Source organism: Micromonospora sp. NPDC047740 (assembly GCF_043204735.1).
Classification (GTDB): Bacteria; Actinomycetota; Actinomycetes; order Mycobacteriales; family Micromonosporaceae; genus Micromonospora.
Window position 1 is genome coordinate 1 of the sequence record NZ_JBIDCT010000017.1, and the last position, 16054, is coordinate 16054.

Annotated in this window: 16 protein-coding genes and 1 pseudogene; 12 read left to right on the top strand and 5 right to left on the bottom strand. The window is 74.3% G+C overall.

Going from position 1 to position 16054, the window contains the following annotated elements; translation table 11 throughout:
* Both ACGF4F_RS27550 and ACGF4F_RS27555 read right to left on the bottom strand, forming a co-directional pair.
* A pseudogene (locus ACGF4F_RS27550) lies at positions 1-362 on the bottom strand (glycosyltransferase family 1 protein); the annotation flags it as partial.
* Positions 359-2053 carry an HAD-IIIA family hydrolase gene (locus ACGF4F_RS27555; protein ID WP_393081701.1) on the bottom strand — a complete coding sequence of 565 codons (1695 nt, stop codon included), beginning with the start codon at positions 2051-2053 and terminating at the stop codon, positions 359-361. The gene ACGF4F_RS27555 and the pseudogene ACGF4F_RS27550, both read right to left, overlap by 4 nt.
* Positions 2054-2234: 181 nt before the next feature.
* Here ACGF4F_RS27555 and ACGF4F_RS27560 point away from each other — a divergent pair, with 181 nt between their 5' ends.
* Together ACGF4F_RS27560 and ACGF4F_RS27565 are read left to right on the top strand one after the other, a co-directional pair.
* Positions 2235-2681, top strand: a complete 447-nt coding sequence (locus tag ACGF4F_RS27560) for an SRPBCC family protein (protein ID WP_357441123.1) — start codon at positions 2235-2237, stop codon at positions 2679-2681.
* 160 nt (positions 2682-2841) lie between these two features.
* A complete protein-coding gene (locus ACGF4F_RS27565; RefSeq protein WP_357441126.1) occupies positions 2842-3609 on the top strand; it encodes a polyprenol monophosphomannose synthase in 768 nt (255 codons plus the stop codon).
* 521 nt (positions 3610-4130) lie between these two features.
* Here the strand turns inward: ACGF4F_RS27565 and ACGF4F_RS27570 are convergent.
* Positions 4131-5735: a phytoene desaturase family protein gene (locus ACGF4F_RS27570; protein ID WP_393081706.1), complete on the bottom strand. Its 1605-nt coding sequence runs from the start codon at positions 5733-5735 to the stop codon at positions 4131-4133.
* Positions 5736-5807: 72 nt separating this feature from the next.
* Here ACGF4F_RS27570 and ACGF4F_RS27575 point away from each other — a divergent pair, with 72 nt between their 5' ends.
* On the top strand, positions 5808-7241 hold the full coding sequence (locus ACGF4F_RS27575; protein ID WP_357441132.1) for an aldehyde dehydrogenase family protein: 1434 nt from the start codon (positions 5808-5810) through the stop codon (positions 7239-7241).
* A 54-nt stretch (positions 7242-7295) separates the two neighbouring features.
* Here the strand turns inward: ACGF4F_RS27575 and ACGF4F_RS27580 are convergent, their stop codons facing one another.
* Positions 7296-7715 (bottom strand): ChaB family protein, encoded by a 420-nt coding sequence (locus ACGF4F_RS27580; RefSeq protein ID WP_357441135.1) that lies wholly within the window; start codon positions 7713-7715, stop codon positions 7296-7298.
* Positions 7716-7855: 140 nt separating this feature from the next.
* Here ACGF4F_RS27580 and ACGF4F_RS27585 point away from each other — a divergent pair, with 140 nt between their 5' ends.
* From ACGF4F_RS27585 to ACGF4F_RS27605, 5 genes are all read left to right on the top strand, one after another.
* Positions 7856-8833, top strand: a complete 978-nt coding sequence (locus tag ACGF4F_RS27585) for a YihY/virulence factor BrkB family protein (RefSeq protein ID WP_357441138.1) — start codon at positions 7856-7858, stop codon at positions 8831-8833.
* A 64-nt stretch (positions 8834-8897) separates the two neighbouring features.
* Entirely contained in the window at positions 8898-9314 is a 417-nt protein-coding gene (locus ACGF4F_RS27590; protein WP_357441141.1) for a DUF2795 domain-containing protein, read from the top strand.
* Between the two features lie 55 nt (positions 9315-9369).
* Positions 9370-9831 (top strand): SRPBCC family protein, encoded by a 462-nt coding sequence (locus tag ACGF4F_RS27595; protein WP_357441144.1) that lies wholly within the window; start codon positions 9370-9372, stop codon positions 9829-9831.
* Between the two features lie 120 nt (positions 9832-9951).
* The gene (locus ACGF4F_RS27600) at positions 9952-10212 is read left to right on the top strand and encodes a hypothetical protein (protein WP_357441147.1); all 261 of its coding nucleotides are present in this window, start codon (positions 9952-9954) and stop codon (positions 10210-10212) included.
* Positions 10213-10383: 171 nt separating this feature from the next.
* Positions 10384-10596: a hypothetical protein gene (locus ACGF4F_RS27605; RefSeq protein WP_073839517.1), complete on the top strand. Its 213-nt coding sequence runs from the start codon at positions 10384-10386 to the stop codon at positions 10594-10596.
* Here the strand turns inward: ACGF4F_RS27605 and ACGF4F_RS27610 are convergent.
* Positions 10593-11042, bottom strand: a complete 450-nt coding sequence (locus ACGF4F_RS27610) for a hypothetical protein (protein WP_357441150.1) — start codon at positions 11040-11042, stop codon at positions 10593-10595. The genes ACGF4F_RS27605 and ACGF4F_RS27610 overlap by 4 nt on opposite strands.
* 164 nt (positions 11043-11206) lie before the next feature.
* On the opposite strand from ACGF4F_RS27610, the gene ACGF4F_RS27615 reads away from it, so the two are divergent.
* The 4 genes from ACGF4F_RS27615 (at position 11207) to ACGF4F_RS27630 (ending at position 16041) form a co-directional block, all read left to right on the top strand.
* A complete protein-coding gene (locus ACGF4F_RS27615) occupies positions 11207-11569 on the top strand; it encodes a DUF6401 family natural product biosynthesis protein (RefSeq protein ID WP_357441153.1) in 363 nt (120 codons plus the stop codon).
* Between the two features lie 135 nt (positions 11570-11704).
* On the top strand, positions 11705-13837 hold the full coding sequence (locus tag ACGF4F_RS27620) for a SpoIIE family protein phosphatase (RefSeq protein WP_357441156.1): 2133 nt from the start codon (positions 11705-11707) through the stop codon (positions 13835-13837).
* Positions 13838-13878: 41 nt separating this feature from the next.
* A complete protein-coding gene (locus tag ACGF4F_RS27625; protein ID WP_393081715.1) occupies positions 13879-14556 on the top strand; it encodes an HAD family hydrolase in 678 nt (225 codons plus the stop codon).
* 117 nt (positions 14557-14673) lie between these two features.
* Positions 14674-16041, top strand: a complete 1368-nt coding sequence (locus ACGF4F_RS27630) for a cation:proton antiporter (protein ID WP_393081718.1) — start codon at positions 14674-14676, stop codon at positions 16039-16041.
* The last annotated feature ends 13 nt before the right edge of the window (positions 16042-16054 follow it).

The following is a 16054-nucleotide window of genomic DNA, read 5'->3' on the forward strand; positions in this document are numbered from 1 at the left end:
TGGGTGACGTGGGCGATGGTCAGGTCGTCCCGGTCGGCCATCGGGTGGCGGGTGTTCGGCACGTCGCCCTTGGGGGTGTTGTGCTCGACATAGATCGCCGGCACGTCGCGGCCCACCCGGCGGCCCAGCCACTCGCAGGCCAGGTCGAATTCCTCGGGGCGCTGGAGCAGCACCAGGTCCACCTCGGACCGGCGCAGCTGCTGGGGAGTCACCTCGACGGCATTGTCCGGCCACGGGTAGGTCCGCGCCCGCCCGAGGCCGTACGGACCCCGGTCCGGGGTGACCGGCACCAGATAGCGGTGCTTGCCGTGGACGAACGACGTGGTCCACGACCCGTGCACGTGCCACACCAGGATGTTCATCCGACCACCCCGCCGGTTCGGGTGGCCACCGGGCCGGCGAGGACGGACTCCGGCGCGTCGGCGGGTACGCCGAGCAGCCGCAGCGCCTCCAGTACGCGCCCCGGCTCCACGGCGGACAGGCACGGGTGGCCGGGGACCGGGCAGCGGGTGGCCCGGGTGTCCCGACACGGCGCCCCGGCGTCGCCGAGCCGGACGGTCGGCACCCGGTACGGTCCCCACTGACCGAACGGGACGGTGGGGGCGAAGAGGCTGACCACGGGCACGCCGAGCGCGGCGGCCAGGTGCGCCGGCCCGGTGTTGCCGACCACCAGGGCGCCGGCCCGGGCGATGACGGCGGCCAGTTCACCGAGTCCGGTACGCCCGCCCAGGTCCACGCCGCCGGCGGCGGCGACCCGCGCGGTCAGGTCCCGCTCGTCCGGGCCACCGGTCACCACCACCCGGTAGCCGGCGGCGCTGAGCACCCGGACGATCCGGGTGGCCAGCTCGGGCGGGCAGGCCCGGGTCTCCACGGAGGAGCCCGGGTGCAGCACGACATAGCCCGGCTCGCCGGCCCCGGCCGGGACGGGCGGCAGCCGGTCGGTACGCAGTCGTAGTCCCGGTTCGTCGTCGGTGGGGAGGGTGTATCCGGCGGCGGCGGCGAGGGAGAGGGCTCGTTCGGGTTCGGGTATGCCGGTGGGGACGTGGTGGCGGATGTTGAGCAGGGTGCCGGGGTAGTCGTCGCTGATGGCGGTGACGTGGGGTATGCCGGCGATGCGTAGGAGCAGGGCGAGGGGTAGGGGGGATTGGTGGAAGGAGGTGAAGATGATTGCTTCGTCGGCGTGGGTGGTGGTGAGTCGGGTGGTGAGGTGGTGCATGTCGTGGGGGTCGACGGGTTGGGGGTTGGCGTCGATCCAGGGCAGTGGCCATTCGATGATTTCGTCGATGCCGGGTAGCAGGTCGGCGGCTGCGCGGCCTTGTGGTCCGCAGAGCAGTACGACGCGGTCGGCGCCGGCTGCGACGGCGCGGATGCCGGGGCCGGTGACCAGCACGTCCCCGGCCGCGTCGCTGCGCACCACGAGGACGGTGCCCCGCCGTGGCGGGGAGCCGGGGGCGGCCACCAGCCGCACCCGGCGCAGGATCTCGGTCGCCGCCTCCGGCAGGTCGCGGGCGACCGTGGGCGCGGCAGCCACCTCAGCCGCCCGGGTGGCCGGGGTGGGGACCAGGATGCCGGCCGCGCCGGCCGCCGCGGCGGCGGTCATGTCGGCGCCGATGTCGCCGACCAGCACGCACCGGGTCGGCGTGGTGCCGAGCGCCCGGGCGGCGGCGTGCACCAGACCCGGCGCCGGCTTGCGGCAGCCGCAGCCGTCCGGCTCGCCGTGCGGGCAGATCTGCCAGCTGTCGAAGGGCCCGAGCAGTTCCTCCACCCGGGCGTTGACGGCGCGCATCTGCCGCTCGGTGAAGTAGCCCCGGGCCAGGCCGGACTGGTTGCTGACCACGGCCAGGCGCAGCCCGGCCGCGCGCAACCGGTCCAGCGCCTCCCGCGCGCCGGGCACCGGGCGGACCTTCTCCGGGTCGCCGTTGTAGGGCACGTCCTCGACGAGCGTGCCGTCCCGATCCAGCAGCACCGCGTCGTACAGGCCGGACGGGAGCCGGTCAGCACCCGGGTCAACCCGGGCTGACCTGCACTGATCCCGCTCGTGGTCCCGTCGCACGGGCGGCGGGTTCCCGACCCCCCGAGGAGTAAACATCAACTTCGGCGGAGCCGCCTCCGCCGGTGCTGCCACGGCCGGTGCGTCCCGCACTCCGCCGGCCCGGTCCGGCGATACCCGCCGCCCCCGAGAAGCTAACCCGGAGTCGTCGTTAGCCGTGGCGGAGGCGGGGTACGGGGTTGGCGTGGCGTTTGTGGAGAAAGTGATCGACGCACCCCCGCAGCAGGTCTTCGCCGTGCTCGCCGACGGGTGGACGTACAGCGACTGGGTGGTCGGCACGGCGCACGTGCGGGGGGTGGACGACAGCTGGCCGCAGGTCGGCAGCCGGCTGCACCACCGGGTCGGGCCCTGGCCCTTCTCGCTGCAGGACTGCTCCCACGTGCTGGCCTGCGAACCGGCGCACCGGCTCGTGCTCCGCGCGAGGCTGTGGCCGGCGGGCGAGGCGATCGTCGACTTCACCCTGGAACCGCTCGACGGCGGCCGGACCCAGGTCCGCTTCCGCGAGGATTTCGCCGCCGGGCCGTTGCGCTGGGTCTGGACCGGGCTCAACGGCCTGGTCCTGCGTCAGCGCAACAAGGAGATGTTGAACCGGCTCTCCGACATCGCCACCAGGCAAAAGACGATGCGCTGACGCCACCCGCGGTGACCGCCGGTCGGCACGGTCGGTTCCGCCGGCCCGCAACCCCCGAAACGGCGTTTCCGGCCCGCCGAGCGGGCGTCTGTGCGGACCTGGCGCGGGCGACTGGCTACCCTCTCAGGTGAACCATGTCGGCCGACCGAGGATGTCCGTGATGATCGAACCCGTGCAGTTGCCCGCCCCGTGGCGCGACGCACGCCTGACCGTCGTCGTTCCCACCTACAACGAGGCGGGCAATCTCCCGGTGCTGGTCGAGCGGCTCCTCGCCCTGCCGCTGCCCGGATTGAAGGTGCTCGTCGCGGACGACAACTCACCGGACGGGACCGGCGAGGTGGCCGACAAACTGGCCATCGAGCACCCGGACCGGGTGCTCGTGGTGCACCGCCCGGGCAAGGAGGGACTCGGCCGGGCGTACGTGGACGGGATCGGGCGGGCGCTCGCCGGCGACGCCGAGTTCGTCGCGCAGATGGACGCGGACCTGTCGCACCCGCCGGAGGCCCTGCCCGGCATGCTCGGCGCGCTGCTCTCCACCCAGGCCAGCGTGGTCATCGGCTCCCGGTACGTGCCCGGCGGCGAGTTGGACGAGAACTGGCCGCTCTACCGGCGTGCGCTCAGCGGCTGGGCCAACCTCTACGTGCACACCCTGCTGCGGGTGCGGATCCGCGACCTGACCGCCGGCTTCAAGATCTGGCGGGCCGACGCGCTGCGGGACATCGGGCTGGACCGGGTGCAGTCCAACGGCTACAGCTTCCAGGTGGAGATGCACTACCTGGCCACCAAGCTGGGGCACACCATCCTGGAGGTGCCGATCCGCTTCGAGGAGCGCCGCGACGGCGCCTCGAAGATGACCACCGCCACCAAGATCGAGAGCGCGTTGATGCCGTTCATGCTGCGGGCCCGGCACCGCAACCTGCCGGACTGACGGCAGCGATCCACCATCTCCAGCCTCACGCTGCGTCATCGTGACGTAGCGTGAGGTCTCTGCCGCTGCCCTGCGGTGCCTGTCGCCCGCCTTTGCTCTGCAGCCATCCACGCAACACCGCGATGACCTGGGACATTGGATCAGCGACCACCGTCGCCCGACTTCGCGTCATGTACCGACCGTGACCGCTGCGTATCTGGCTGCAGAGCAAAGGCAACGCGCGGCATGGTGCCGGCGGGCCACATGGCTCACGCACCGTGACCGCGCGCCGTTGCCCGCACACCGCCGCGCCGTTGGCCCGCACACCGCCGCGCCGCTGCCCGCACACCGCCGCGCCGACGAACCGTCGCCGCCGGCAGGCCGAGTGCGCCGTGGGCGGCGAGCGCCACCCGCTCCCGGCCGCCGAACTTCGCGGCCACCGGCACGCTGAGCACGCACGGTGCGCGCCGAGCGTTCCGAACCCCGAGCACGCCGAGCGCCCGGACCGCCGAGCACGCCGAGCACACCGAGCACGGCGGGCGTCAGCGGTAGACCGCCCGGTGCGCCGCGCCGATCGCGCCCGCGTACAGGCCGCCGGTGAGCGCGCGGTCGCGCGCCAGGGCGGCCCGCGCGGCGTTCGCGCCGGGCGCGCCGTGTACGCCGCCGCCGGGATGCGCCGAGGCACTGGCCAGGAAGAGCCGGTCCACCGGAGTGTCCGCGCGCCCCAGGCCGGGGATCGGCCGCAGGAACAGCTGCTGGTACGCGGCCGCGGTGCCGCCGGCGAGCGCGCCGCCGACCAGGCTGGGGTCGCCCGCCTCCAGCTCGGCCGGGCCGGCCACGTGCCGCCCGACGATCAGCGAGCGGAACCCGGGTGCGGCATCCTCCAGCACCCCCTCCATCCGCGCCACCTGTGCGGCGAGTTCCTCGCCCCGCCAGTCGTGCCGGAACGGCAGGTGGGTGTAGGACCACAGCGACTCGGTACCCGGCGGGGAGTGGCTCGGGTCGGCCACCGACATCTGCCCGACCAGCAGGAACGGGTCCCGGGGCACCTCGCCGCGGGCCAGCGCCGCCGAGTACGTGGTGAGCCCGTTCAGGTCGGCGCCGAGGTGCACCGTGCCGGCGCCGGCCACCGCCCGGTTGCGCCAGGGCACCGGCGCGGACAGCGCCCAGTCGACTTTGAGTGTGGAGCCGTCCCACCGGAAGTGGGCCAGGTCCTCGACGAGGCGGGGCGGCAGCGCGGCCGGGCCCACCAGGTCCAGGTAGAGCGCCGGGGCGGGCACGTCCGCGAGCACCGCTCGCCGGGCCCGCCAGCTGGCGCCGCCGACCGTGCGGACACCCATGGCCCGCCCCCGGGCGGTGAGCACCCGGTCGACCCGGGCGCCGTAGTCGATCCGGCCGCCCCGTTCGACCAGCCGGGCCACCAGCGCGTCGGTGATCTTCTGGGCGCCGCCGACCGGCACCGGCCAGCCGACCTGCTGGCCGAGCATGGCGAGCAGCCACCCGTACACCCCGGAGCCGGCCTCGTCCGGCGACAGGTCGGTGTGCAGCGCGCAGCCGGCGAGCAGTACCGGCCCGCCCTCGCCGGCGAAGAGCTCGTCGCCGAGCCTGCGGACCGGTACGACGAGCCGCCGGGCCAGCCGCAACGCGCCCGACAGGTGGAGCCGGCGCAGCAGGGTCAGCCCGCCACGGACCGGCGGAAAGGGGCTGGTGATGACGCCGAGCATCGGCTCGGCCACCTCGCACCAGGCCGCGTAGGCCTGCCGCCAGCTGTCCCCGTCGCCGGGGGCGAACGCCGCCAGCGAGGCCGCGGTCACGTCCAGGTCCCGGTTGACCACCGCCGCCCGGCCGTCCGGCAGCAGATGGGCCAGCACGTCCGGGGCGTGCGTCCAGGCCAGCCCGTACCGGTCGAGGCCGAGCCGGCGCAGCACCGGGGAGGCGTAGCCGAGCGGATAGAACGAGCTGTAGAGGTCGCTGAGGTAGCCGGGGGCGGTGACCTGGGCCGAGCGGATCGCTCCGCCCGGCGCCTGGGTGGCCTCCAGCACCAGGACGTCCCAGCCCGCGTCGGCGAGCAGGTTGGCGGCCACCAGACCGTTGTGGCCGGCGCCGATGACGACAGCGTCCGCGCTCTGCGCGCCGGGCGGGCTCATCCGATCCGCCTACCCGGCCGGTTACCGGGCAAAACGCGTTTGCCTCGGCCGGGTCGGGGCATCCACCGCCGCATGTACACGGTTTCGCAACTCATAGGTGGAGTGTGGGGCGCGGGTGGTGAGGGGGGCGAACTGGTCGTACGTGATCCGGCCGACGACTCCCCGGTGGCCACCGTGCCGGTGGCGACGGCGGACGAGGTGGCGAAGGCGGTCGAGGCCGCCCGGGGCGTGGCGGCGGACTGGGCGGTGATCGACCCGGCGGACCGGGCGGCGGCGCTGCACCGGGCGGCGGACGCGGTCGAGGCCGCCGCGGAGGAGCTGGCCCAGGCCACCACGGCCGAGATGGGCAAGCCGCTGGACGACGCCCGCGGCGGCGTGGCGGCCGGCATCGGCACCCTGCGCCAGTACGCGGAGCTCGGCCCGCTGCGCGGCGGGCGGACGCTGCACGGCGGGCACGGCGCCCTCGACTTCATGACCCCCGAACCGCGCGGCGTGGTCGCCGCGATCACCCCCTGGAACGACCCGGTCGCGGTCTCCTGCGGCCTGCTCGGCGCGGCGCTGGTGACCGGGAACGTCGTGCTCTACAAGCCCAGCGAGCGCACCCCGGCCACCGGCTGGCTGCTGGCGCGGGCCCTCGACGCCGCGCTGCCGGCCGGGGTGCTGTCCCTGCTCACCGGCGGGGCCGACGTGGGCGCGGCGCTGGCCGGCCAGGACGTGGACGTGGTGGCCCACGTCGGGTCCACCGCCACCGGCCGGGCGATCGCCGCCGCCGGCGCCCGCACCGGCGCCAAGGTGCTGCTGGAGAACGGCGGCAGCGACCCGCTGGTGATCGACAATGGGGTGGATCCGGTCTGGGCGGCCGATCAGGCCGCGCTGGGCTGCTTCGCGAACGCCGGGCAGATCTGCGTCGCCGTGGAACGCATCTACGTGCACCGGGACGTGGCCGAGGACTTCGTCGACGCGCTGATCCAGCGGGCGGAGGCGCTGACCGTGGGCCCCGGCCGGGAACCCGGTACGCAGCTCGGGCCGCTGGTGGACCGGCGGCACCGGGACCACGTGCACGGGCAGGTCACCGCGGCGGTGGCCGAGGGGGCGCGGCTCCGCACCGGCGGAGAGCTCCCGGACGGCCCGGGGGCGTTCTACCCGGCCACGGTGGTGTCGGACTGCCGGCACGAGATGGTTCTGGTGCGGGAGGAGACGTTCGGCCCGGTCGCCCCGGTGGTCGTGGTCGACTCGTTCAGCGAGGGGCTGCGCTGCGCCGCCGACTCGCCGTACGGACTGGCCGCCACGGTGCTGACCGGCTCGATGAGCCACGCCCACCGGGCCTGGCGGGAGCTGCCGGTGGGCACCGTCAAGGTGAACGCGGTCTTCGGGGGCGCGCCGGGCGGCGCCGCGCAGCCGCGCCGCGGCAGCGGCCAGGGCTTCGGGTACGGCCCGGAACTGTTGGACGAGTTCAGCACGGTGAAGACGGTGCACATCGAGGCGCCGGGCGGCGGCCACTGGTGACCGACCTGGAAAGGGTGGCTGTCCGAGGGACAGCCACCCTTTCCGGTGGTGCGGTCAGCGGCCGCGGGACTTGGCGCTCTCGCGGGCCTTGGTGGTCTCGCGGGCGTTCGCCTTCTGGATCGCCTTGACCAGTTCCGGCTTGGTCATCCGGGACCGGCCGGGCACCTCCAGCTTCTTGGCGACCTCCATGAGGTGCTCCTTGGGCGCGTTGGCGTCCACTCCGGCGGCGGTGGGTGCCCGCCGCGCCGGGCCACCTCCGGCGGCCTGGCGGTCGCTCGGGCCCTTGCGTCCCTTGGGCTCCCAGTGGTCGCCGACCTTCTCGAACTCGTGCTTCACCGCGGCGAACGCGGTGCGATGCGCCCGCTGTCCCTCGCCGTACGTCTCCACGGCCGAGTCGTGCGTCTTCTCCCAGGTCCGCTGCGCCTTCGCCGGGGAGCGCCGCAGCGTGCTGGGCAGTACCTCGCGCCCGGGCATCTCGTCCTCCTCCGTCTCGATGGGTTCCTATGACCGTTCCCCCGCGTTCCGGCCGCAAACCGCCACCCGGTTTGTCGATTTCCGCGCCGGGGTACCGCCGGGCCACGCGCGACGGGCGCGCCCGGGTCGAGGAGGCGGTCATGGCGGCGACGACGGAGCGGGCGGTCCCGGCCCGGAAGCGGGCCCGGATGCCCCGCCGGGTACGCCAGCTGAGCTGGGCGACCTGGTGCGGGGTGCTGGTCCGCAGCGGGCGGAACTTCGTCCAGGACAACTGCGCCGACTGGGCCGCGGCGTTGACGTACTACGGAGTGCTGGCGCTCTTCCCCGCGGCCGTCGTGGTGGTCGCCCTGGTCGGGCTGGTTTCCGACGGCGAGCGGACCGTCGACACGGTGATCGGCCTGGCGCGGGAGATCGGCGCCGGGTCGGTGGTCGGCAACGACGGCTTCGTCAGCGTGGTCCGCAGCGTGGTGGAGCAGCAGGGCTCGGCGAAGGTGCTGCTCAGCTTCGGTCTGCTCGGCGCACTCTGGTCGGCGTCCGGGTTCATCGGCGCGTTCACCCGGGCGTCCAACGCCGTCTACGGCGTCGCGGAGGGGCGGCCGTTCTACCGGCTGCGCCCGCTGCAGATCGGCCTGGCCGGGTTGTCGCTGGTGCTGCTCGCGGTGGTCGCCACCGGGCTGATCGTCAGCGGCCCGGTCACCGACGCGGTCGGCGACCGGCTGCACGCCGGCGGCCTGACCCGCACGGTGTGGACGGTGGCGAAGTGGCCGCTGCTCGCCCTGGTGGCGATGACCCTGCTGTCGCTGCTGTTCTGGATCGCCCCGAACGTCCGGCAGCCCCGGTTCCGCTGGCTCACCCCGGGCGGCGCCCTCGCCCTGCTGGCCTGGGTGCTCGCCTCCGCCGGCTTCGGCCTCTACGTCGCCAACTTCGGCTCGTACGACGTCACGTACGGCAGCCTCGGCGCGGTCATCGCCTTCCTGGTCTGGCTCTACCTGTCCAACTGCGCCCTGCTGCTGGGCGTGCAGGTCAACGCGGAGCTGCAGCGCGGCCGGGTGCTGCAGACCGGCGCCACCGACCCGGGCGAGCCGGTGCTGCCGCCCCGCGCGCCGGCCGATTCGTGACCGGATGACCGGCTCTGCCGACCACCCCGGTTTACCGGCGGTCCCCTCGGGCATGTCTGTCGGCATGGAACGTGGCAGCAGCAAGCACTCACCCAGGGTCGACGACAACATGAGCCAGGACGTCAGCGGCCTCATCCAGGGTCCGGGGGCCGGTGGCTCGCGCGTCGAGGAGTCCCGCCAGCCGGAGCCGGCGGGTGAGGACCAGCCGGAGCCGAAGACGCTCACGGCCGGCGCGAGCCGCGGCGGCAACCCGCAGGGGATGAGCATGGACGATGTCGAGGCGCGCAGCCGCCTCGGCCGGTTCATCACCATGAGCGCGCTGCCTGGGGACCGCGACGCGCTGGTGGCCAACGCGCGGGAGAACCAGGCGCCGGCGGACATCGTGGCCGCCCTGGAACGCCTGCCTGACGACACGCGTTACCAGACGATTTCCGAGGTGTGGGCCGCACTCGGGCACAAGAACGAGACGACGCGCTGGTGAGCGGATCGGCCCACGTTCCGTGCGACGACACCGGCGGGAACAGGAGGATTCGACGATGAGCGGCGTGATGGAACACGTGGACGTTTCCGTTCCGATCCGCACCGCCTACGACCAGTGGACGCAGTTCGAGGAGTTTCCGCACTTCATGGAGGGCGTCCAGGAGGTCCGGCAGCTCTCCGACACGCTGACGCACTGGACGGTCGAGATCGGCGGCGTGAAGCGCGAGTTCGACGCCGAGATCACCGAGCAGTTGCCGGACGAGCGGGTGGCCTGGCGGTCCACCGGGGGCACCCAGCAGGCCGGCGTGGTGACCTTCCACCGCCTCGACGAGGGGAACACGCGGGTCACCTTGCAGATGGAGTTCGAGCCGCACGGCGTGGTCGAGCAGGCCGGCGCCAAGCTCGGCGCGGTGGACCGCCGGGCCAGGGGCGACCTGGAGCGGTTCAAGCAGTTCATCGAGCGGCGCGGCCAGGAGACCGGCGCCTGGCGCGGCACGGTCGAGCGACCCACCCCCTGACGTCGCGCTCCCCGGACACGACAGCTCCGATGGCCGCCGGTACGTTCCGGCGGCCATCGCCGTGCCCGCCGCCCGCCACCCGGGCCGTTTGCGATCACCGGGTCCGGGTACCGCTGGAGAATGACCGAAAAAGACAGGCACGTGTGGCGCGACGAGGATCGCACCTCCCTGCACGAACTGGACCGGGCGATCGCCCGGTCGACCGTCGACGGGCAGGCCGACGACGTCACCGGCAACGACGCCGGCGAGGAGTCCGCGTTCGGCCACGGGCCCGAGGCGGTGGACCGGGGTGCCGGCCCGGAGGCCGAGCGCCAGGAGATGACCGACGCCGACCGGGCGTACCGGCCGTCGACCACCGGCCGGACCGGCCCCGACGCGTGAGCCCGCCTCCGGGCGTCGCGAGGCGCCCGGAGGCCGACCCGTGCGGCGATGACGCGCGGTTCGCCCGAAACGACAAGAAGTGAGGTACGGACGGTCGGAAAAACGGACAGCCCATCCAGAATCGGCCGAACGGGGGACGGCGATCTTCCCGTCCCACGTAAGACTTTTCGGATGCAACAGGGCACCGGCTTCCTCACCACCCGTCAGCGTCGCTTGGCCTGGCTGGGCTTCCTGCTCGTCGCCGCCCAGGCGCCCGTCGCCGCCAAACTGGTGGCCGACAGCTCGTGGCTGTTCAGCCTCGTGGTGGCGCTCATGGTGGCGACCGTGATCATCGCCGACGACGCCATGCGGCGCCGGCCGGCGGACGCCCGCTCGTCCGACTAGCCGTCCGCGCCGGGCCGCGCCTCGTGACCCGGCCGCCCCCGGGTGCGCCGGCGTTCCTTCATCTCCGCCTCGTAGAGGTGCCGCCGGCCGCCGACCAACTCGTCGCGGGCCCGGCGGTCCAGCTCCCGGAACAGCGCGTAGTACCCGTCGTCGAAGTCCTCGACGAGCTGGAAGGTCCAGCGCCCGGCGATCACGTTGCGGCCGAGCAGGTCCTGCTCGATCCGGTCGGCGATCCCGTCGTGACCGGCGGACCGGAACAGCGCCACCGCGTCGTCCAGCATCAGGTCGGCGTGGCCGATCAGCTGGTGCACCGAGTAGAAGTGCCCCCGGGCCCGCTCCACGCACTCCAGGGCCTCGCTGAGCTTGCCGAGCGCCTCGACCGTGGTGTCACTCACGCCCGCCGGCCGCCGGTGCGCCTCGTCCGGTCCGTCCGCCTGCTGTGCCAATTCCAGCTCCTCCACGGGTCCGCCGCACGGTTCGCCCCTTTCCCATCTGCCCCCTAGCGGTCGGCTCAATCCCGGCGGGCGGGACCGGACCGCGCCCGGTGGACCCCGGCATCGGCCGGTCGGCCGAGGCCGCCGCGCTCGCCGCGCGGTTAGCCTCGGTCACCATGCGCGTGCCGAACAACCGGGTGGTGTCCCGCTCCGCGGCGGAATCCGCGCGGTCCACCCTCGTCAGGCTCACCGCCTCCGTCGGCGCCACGGGGCTCACCGCGGCCGCCGCCAACCCCGGCCTGCTCGCCGCGGTCGACCAGCACGCCGCCGCCGTACGCGACAGCCTGCAGGGCGACAGTCGGGCGCTGACCGTGGCCGCGCTGGCCGGGTACGCCGAGGGGGTCCTCGCCGCGGCGCTGGAGCACGGCTGGCGGCCACCGGTCGAGCCGATCGACTGGGCGCAGCCGGACTGGCTGCTCACCCGCCTGCTCGCCGTCTGTGCCCTGGCCCGCTCGCTGGACCCCCGGCACCTGGCCTGAGACACGGCGGAGCCGCCCTCCCCCGTCTTGGCCTGTGGCTCTGACCTGCGCGAGCCTCCGTACCGGGCGATTCGGCGACCCGGCCCGCCGCGCGTGATCGAAACCGGTACGACACTCTCCGGATAGGCTGCGGTCATGCCAGGCACGGTCGGGCGGGTTCCCACGCCATCAGCCCCCACCTCGGGGGCGCCCATGGGCTCGGGCGCCGCCGCGTCCCCCGCCGGGGCGGCGCACTCATGGGCCGGCATGCCGCTCGGCGCACCCGAGCAGTGGGACCCGGCCGTCCGCGCGGTGGTCGACCTCGTGCTCGCCTCGCCCGTGCCGATGGCCCTGCTCTACGGCGAGGACCTGGTCCTGCTCTACAACGAGGGGTACGCCGAACTGATCGGCGCGCGGCATCCGGAGGCGCTCGGGCGGCCGGCGGCGGAGGTGTTCGCCGACATCTGGCACGAACCGGACGCCGGGGAGGTGATCGGGCGGGCGTACCGGCAGGGCGAGCCGTTCCTGGAACGGGAGGCCGTGCTGCCGGTCGACCGGCACCGGGCCGGGGCCGCCGAGCCACCGGTGTTCACCCGCGGCTATTCGCCCGTCCGGGACAGCGCCGGCCAGATCATCGGCGTGCTCAGCGTGGCCGCGCAGACCACCCACGTCACCCAGCAGTTGCAGAGCCTCAGCGACTTCGCCGCCGCGCTCTCCGGCACCCTCACCCTGGACGACGTCGCCCGGGTCACCCTCCGCTACTGCCTCGACTCGTTCGACGCCGACCGGGTCTCCTTCATGGTCGACGACGGGTCGGCCTGGCGGATGGTCCGCCGGGTCCGCGGCGAGTTGCTGGACGAGGCCGACGAGCGGCTGCCGCCGCTGTGGCGCCGGATACCGGCCGAGTCGCCCGTCCCGATCGTGGTGACGTCCCGCAGTGGCGTGCCCGTGTTCACCACCGACGGGCAGCCGCTGCGGGACACCGCGGCTGACCGGCACGACCAGAAGATCCGGTCGCTCGCTTCGCTGCCGCTGCGCTCGGCGGTGATCCGCGGCGCGGTCACCGTGGGCTACCAGTCCCCGCACCCCTGGTCGCCGGCGGAGCGCGCGCTGCTCGCCGCGTCTGCGGAGCTGGTCGGCCAGGCCGCCGAGCGGGCCCGCCGCTTCGAGACCCAGCACGGCACGGCCCAGCTGCTCCAACGCAGCATGCTCCCCGAGCAGCTACCGGACCTGCCCCGGCTGCGGATCGCCGCGCGGTACGACCCCGGCGTGGACGGCAACGCCGCCGGGGGTGACTTCTACGACGCGTTCCTGCTGCCCAGCGGCGCGCTCGGGGTGGTCCTCGGCGACGTGGCCGGACACGACGTGCAGGCCGCCGCCCGGATGGGGCAGGTCCGCGCCGCGCTGCGCGCGCTGGCGCTCACCGACCCGCGGCCGGACGCCGTGCTCGCCGGCCTGGACCGGCTCGTTGCCAGCCTGGGCGCCGAGCGCGGGACGCAGGAGCTGTTCGTCACCGTGGTGTTCGGGGTCATCGACACCGACCGGGAACGGATCACCCTGGCCAGCGCCGGCCATCCCGCCCCGCTGATCCGGCGCTGCCCGCCGGTGGGCGGTCCGGCGGCCGAGTACGTCGAGGTACCTCCCAGCCCGCCGCTGGGGCTGGGCCACCAGTCGGGGACGGCCACCGTGGCGTTCCACCCCGGCGACACCCTGCTGCTGTACAGCGACGGGGTGGTGGAGCGGCGCGGTCAGGACCTCGGTGCCGGGCTGGCCGGGCTGGCCGCGGCGGTGACGGCGGCGACCAGCGGTGACCCCCGGGCGCTCTGCGCGGTGGCCACCGCCGCCGTGCCCGGCACGACGGAGGACGACGTGGCGGTGCTCGCCGTGGAGCACGCGGTCAAGCCGAGCCGCTCGGCCAGCATGGCGGTGCCGGCGGAGCCGACCGCGCCGAGCCGGGTCCGGCACTGGTTGACCGCCCAGCTCGTCGAGTGGCAGGTGCCCGAGTCGGTGGTCGGCGCCGCCGTGCTCTGCACGAGCGAGCTGACCACGAACGCCCTGCTGCACGCCGGGACCGCCGCCCGGGTGGAGATCGACCTGACCGCGGAACGGCTGCTGGTCTCGGTGGCCGACTCGGGCACCCGGGGTCAGGTGACGCGGGCCCAGACCGACACCCTGAGCAGCCGGGGGCGCGGGCTGGGGCTGATCGAGGAGCTGAGCGACGCCTGGGGCACCGACCCGACGGTGCGCGGGTCCACCGTCTGGTTCGAGATCCTTATTCCCGCGACCTGAGTCGCGCGTCGGCGACGGCGCGGGCGGGTAGGAGGGGAGCCATGCCGAGCGACAACCGCCGAGGTGTCCTCTTCGACGTGGACGGCACCCTGGTCGACACCACGTACCTGCACACGGTGAGCTGGTGGGAGGCGCTGCGACAGGCGGGCCACCGGGTACCGATGGCCACCATCCACCGGTCCATCGGCATGGGCTCGGACAAGCTCCTCGACCACCTGCTCGGGCCGGAGCGCGACCGGGACGCCGACGGCAAGCTGCGCGACGGGCACGACGTCAGCTACGCCGAGTACTGGGAGCGGCTGACACCGCTGCCACGGGCGGTGGACCTGCTGCGCGCCTGCGCGGCGCGCGGGCTGCGGGTGGTGCTGGCCACCTCGGCGGCCGAACCCGAGGTGGCCGCGCTGAGGGCCGCGCTCGACGCGGACGACGTGATCGACACCGTCACGTCCTCGGCCGACGCGCGGGAGAGCAAGCCGGCTCCGGACATCCTGGTCGCCGCACTGGACCAGTCCGGGCTGGCCGCCGAACGCGTGGTGTTCGTCGGCGACTCGGTCTGGGACGTCGTGGCGGCCGGCCGCCTGGGCATCCCCTGTATCGGCCTGACCTGCGGCGGCACCAGCCGGGCGGAGCTGGCGGCGGCCGGCGCGGTGGCGGTGTACGACGACCCGGCGGCGCTGCTCGACGGGCTCGGTGAGAGCACCCTCGCGGCCCTGGGCTGAGACCGGCGGGACGGTGGCGGGTCGCACCCGGGACAAGCCGGACCCGGAGGCATGGCGGACCGGATTACGGGGCACTGGTGACCACCTGGCCGCCGCGGGCGGCGGGAGGGTGGTGCCGTGGAACCGGTGGATGTCGCGATCGCGCTGCTGGGCGCCGGTGCGCTGCTCGCGGGGGTGCTGCCGCGGGTCCTGGAACGCCGGCCGCTGTCCATGCCGATCGCCTTCCTCGGGCTCGGCATGCTGGTGTTCCTCCTGCCCACCGGGCTGCCGACGCCGGACCCGCTGCGCTGGCCGGAGGTAACCACCCACCTCACCGAGATCGGCGTGATCGTGGCGCTGATGGGCGCCGGACTGAAAATCGACCGGCCGCTGAGCCCGGTCCGCTGGGCGTCGACTTGGCGACTGCTGGCGATCGCCATGCCGTTGTGCATCGCGGCGGTGGCGCTGCTCGGCTGGTGGTGGGCGGGCCTGGTGCCGGCGGCGGCGCTGCTGCTGGGCGCCGTGCTCGCCCCGACCGACCCGGTGCTCGCCGCCGATGTGCAGGTGGGCGAGCCGACCGACGTGGAGGATTCCGAGGACGAGGTCCGCTTCGCCCTCACCTCCGAGGCCGGGCTGAATGACGGCCTGGCCTTTCCCTTCGTGTACGCGGCCATCGCCATCGCCACCACCAGCCTCGCCCCGGCGGACTGGCTGGCCCGCTGGTTCACCGTGCACGTGCTCTATCAGATCGCTGTCGGGTTCGCCGGTGGGCTGCTGATCGGCTGGCTGCTCGGCAAGCTCTTCTTCCGGGCGCCGAGCCAGCTGCGGCTCGCCCGGCACGCCGAGGGCTTCCTGGTGCTGGCCGCCACCTTCCTGGCGTACGGGCTGGTGGAGGTGGCCGGCGGATACGGCTTCCTGGCCGTGTTCGTGGCCGCCCGGGCGATCCGGGCCGCCGAGCGGACCCACGAGTTCCACTCCGTGTTGCACGACTTCGCCGAGCAGGTCGAGCGCCTGCTGACCGTGCTGTTGTTGCTGCTCTTCGGCGGTGCGGTGGTCGGCGGCCTGCTCGCCCCGCTGACCTGGCCGGCGGCCGTGGTCGGGCTGGCCCTGCTCCTCGTGATCCGGCCGCTGTCCGGGTGGCTGTCGCTGCGCGGCGCCCCCGGCCGGCCGGCCGAGCACTGGGTGATCGCCCTGTTCGGCATCCGCGGCGTCGGCTCGTTCTACTACCTGGCCTACGCGACCAGCCAGATCGACTTCCCGCAGGCCGAGCTGCTCTGGGCGACGGTCGGCCTGGTGGTGATCGTCTCGGTGGTGGGGCACGGCATCGCGGCCACCCCGGTCATGCAGCTGCTCGACCGGGCGGGCGAACGGAGCCACGACGCTGCGGCGCGCGACCGCGCGCCCGAACCCACGCTGGACGGCGTCCCCGCTGGCCGGGGGCTGCCAGCAACTTCGGGGAGGTTGCCGCCTCAGCGCGCCGGGACGCAGCAACCTCCCCGGAGGTAGGCGGATCTTGACC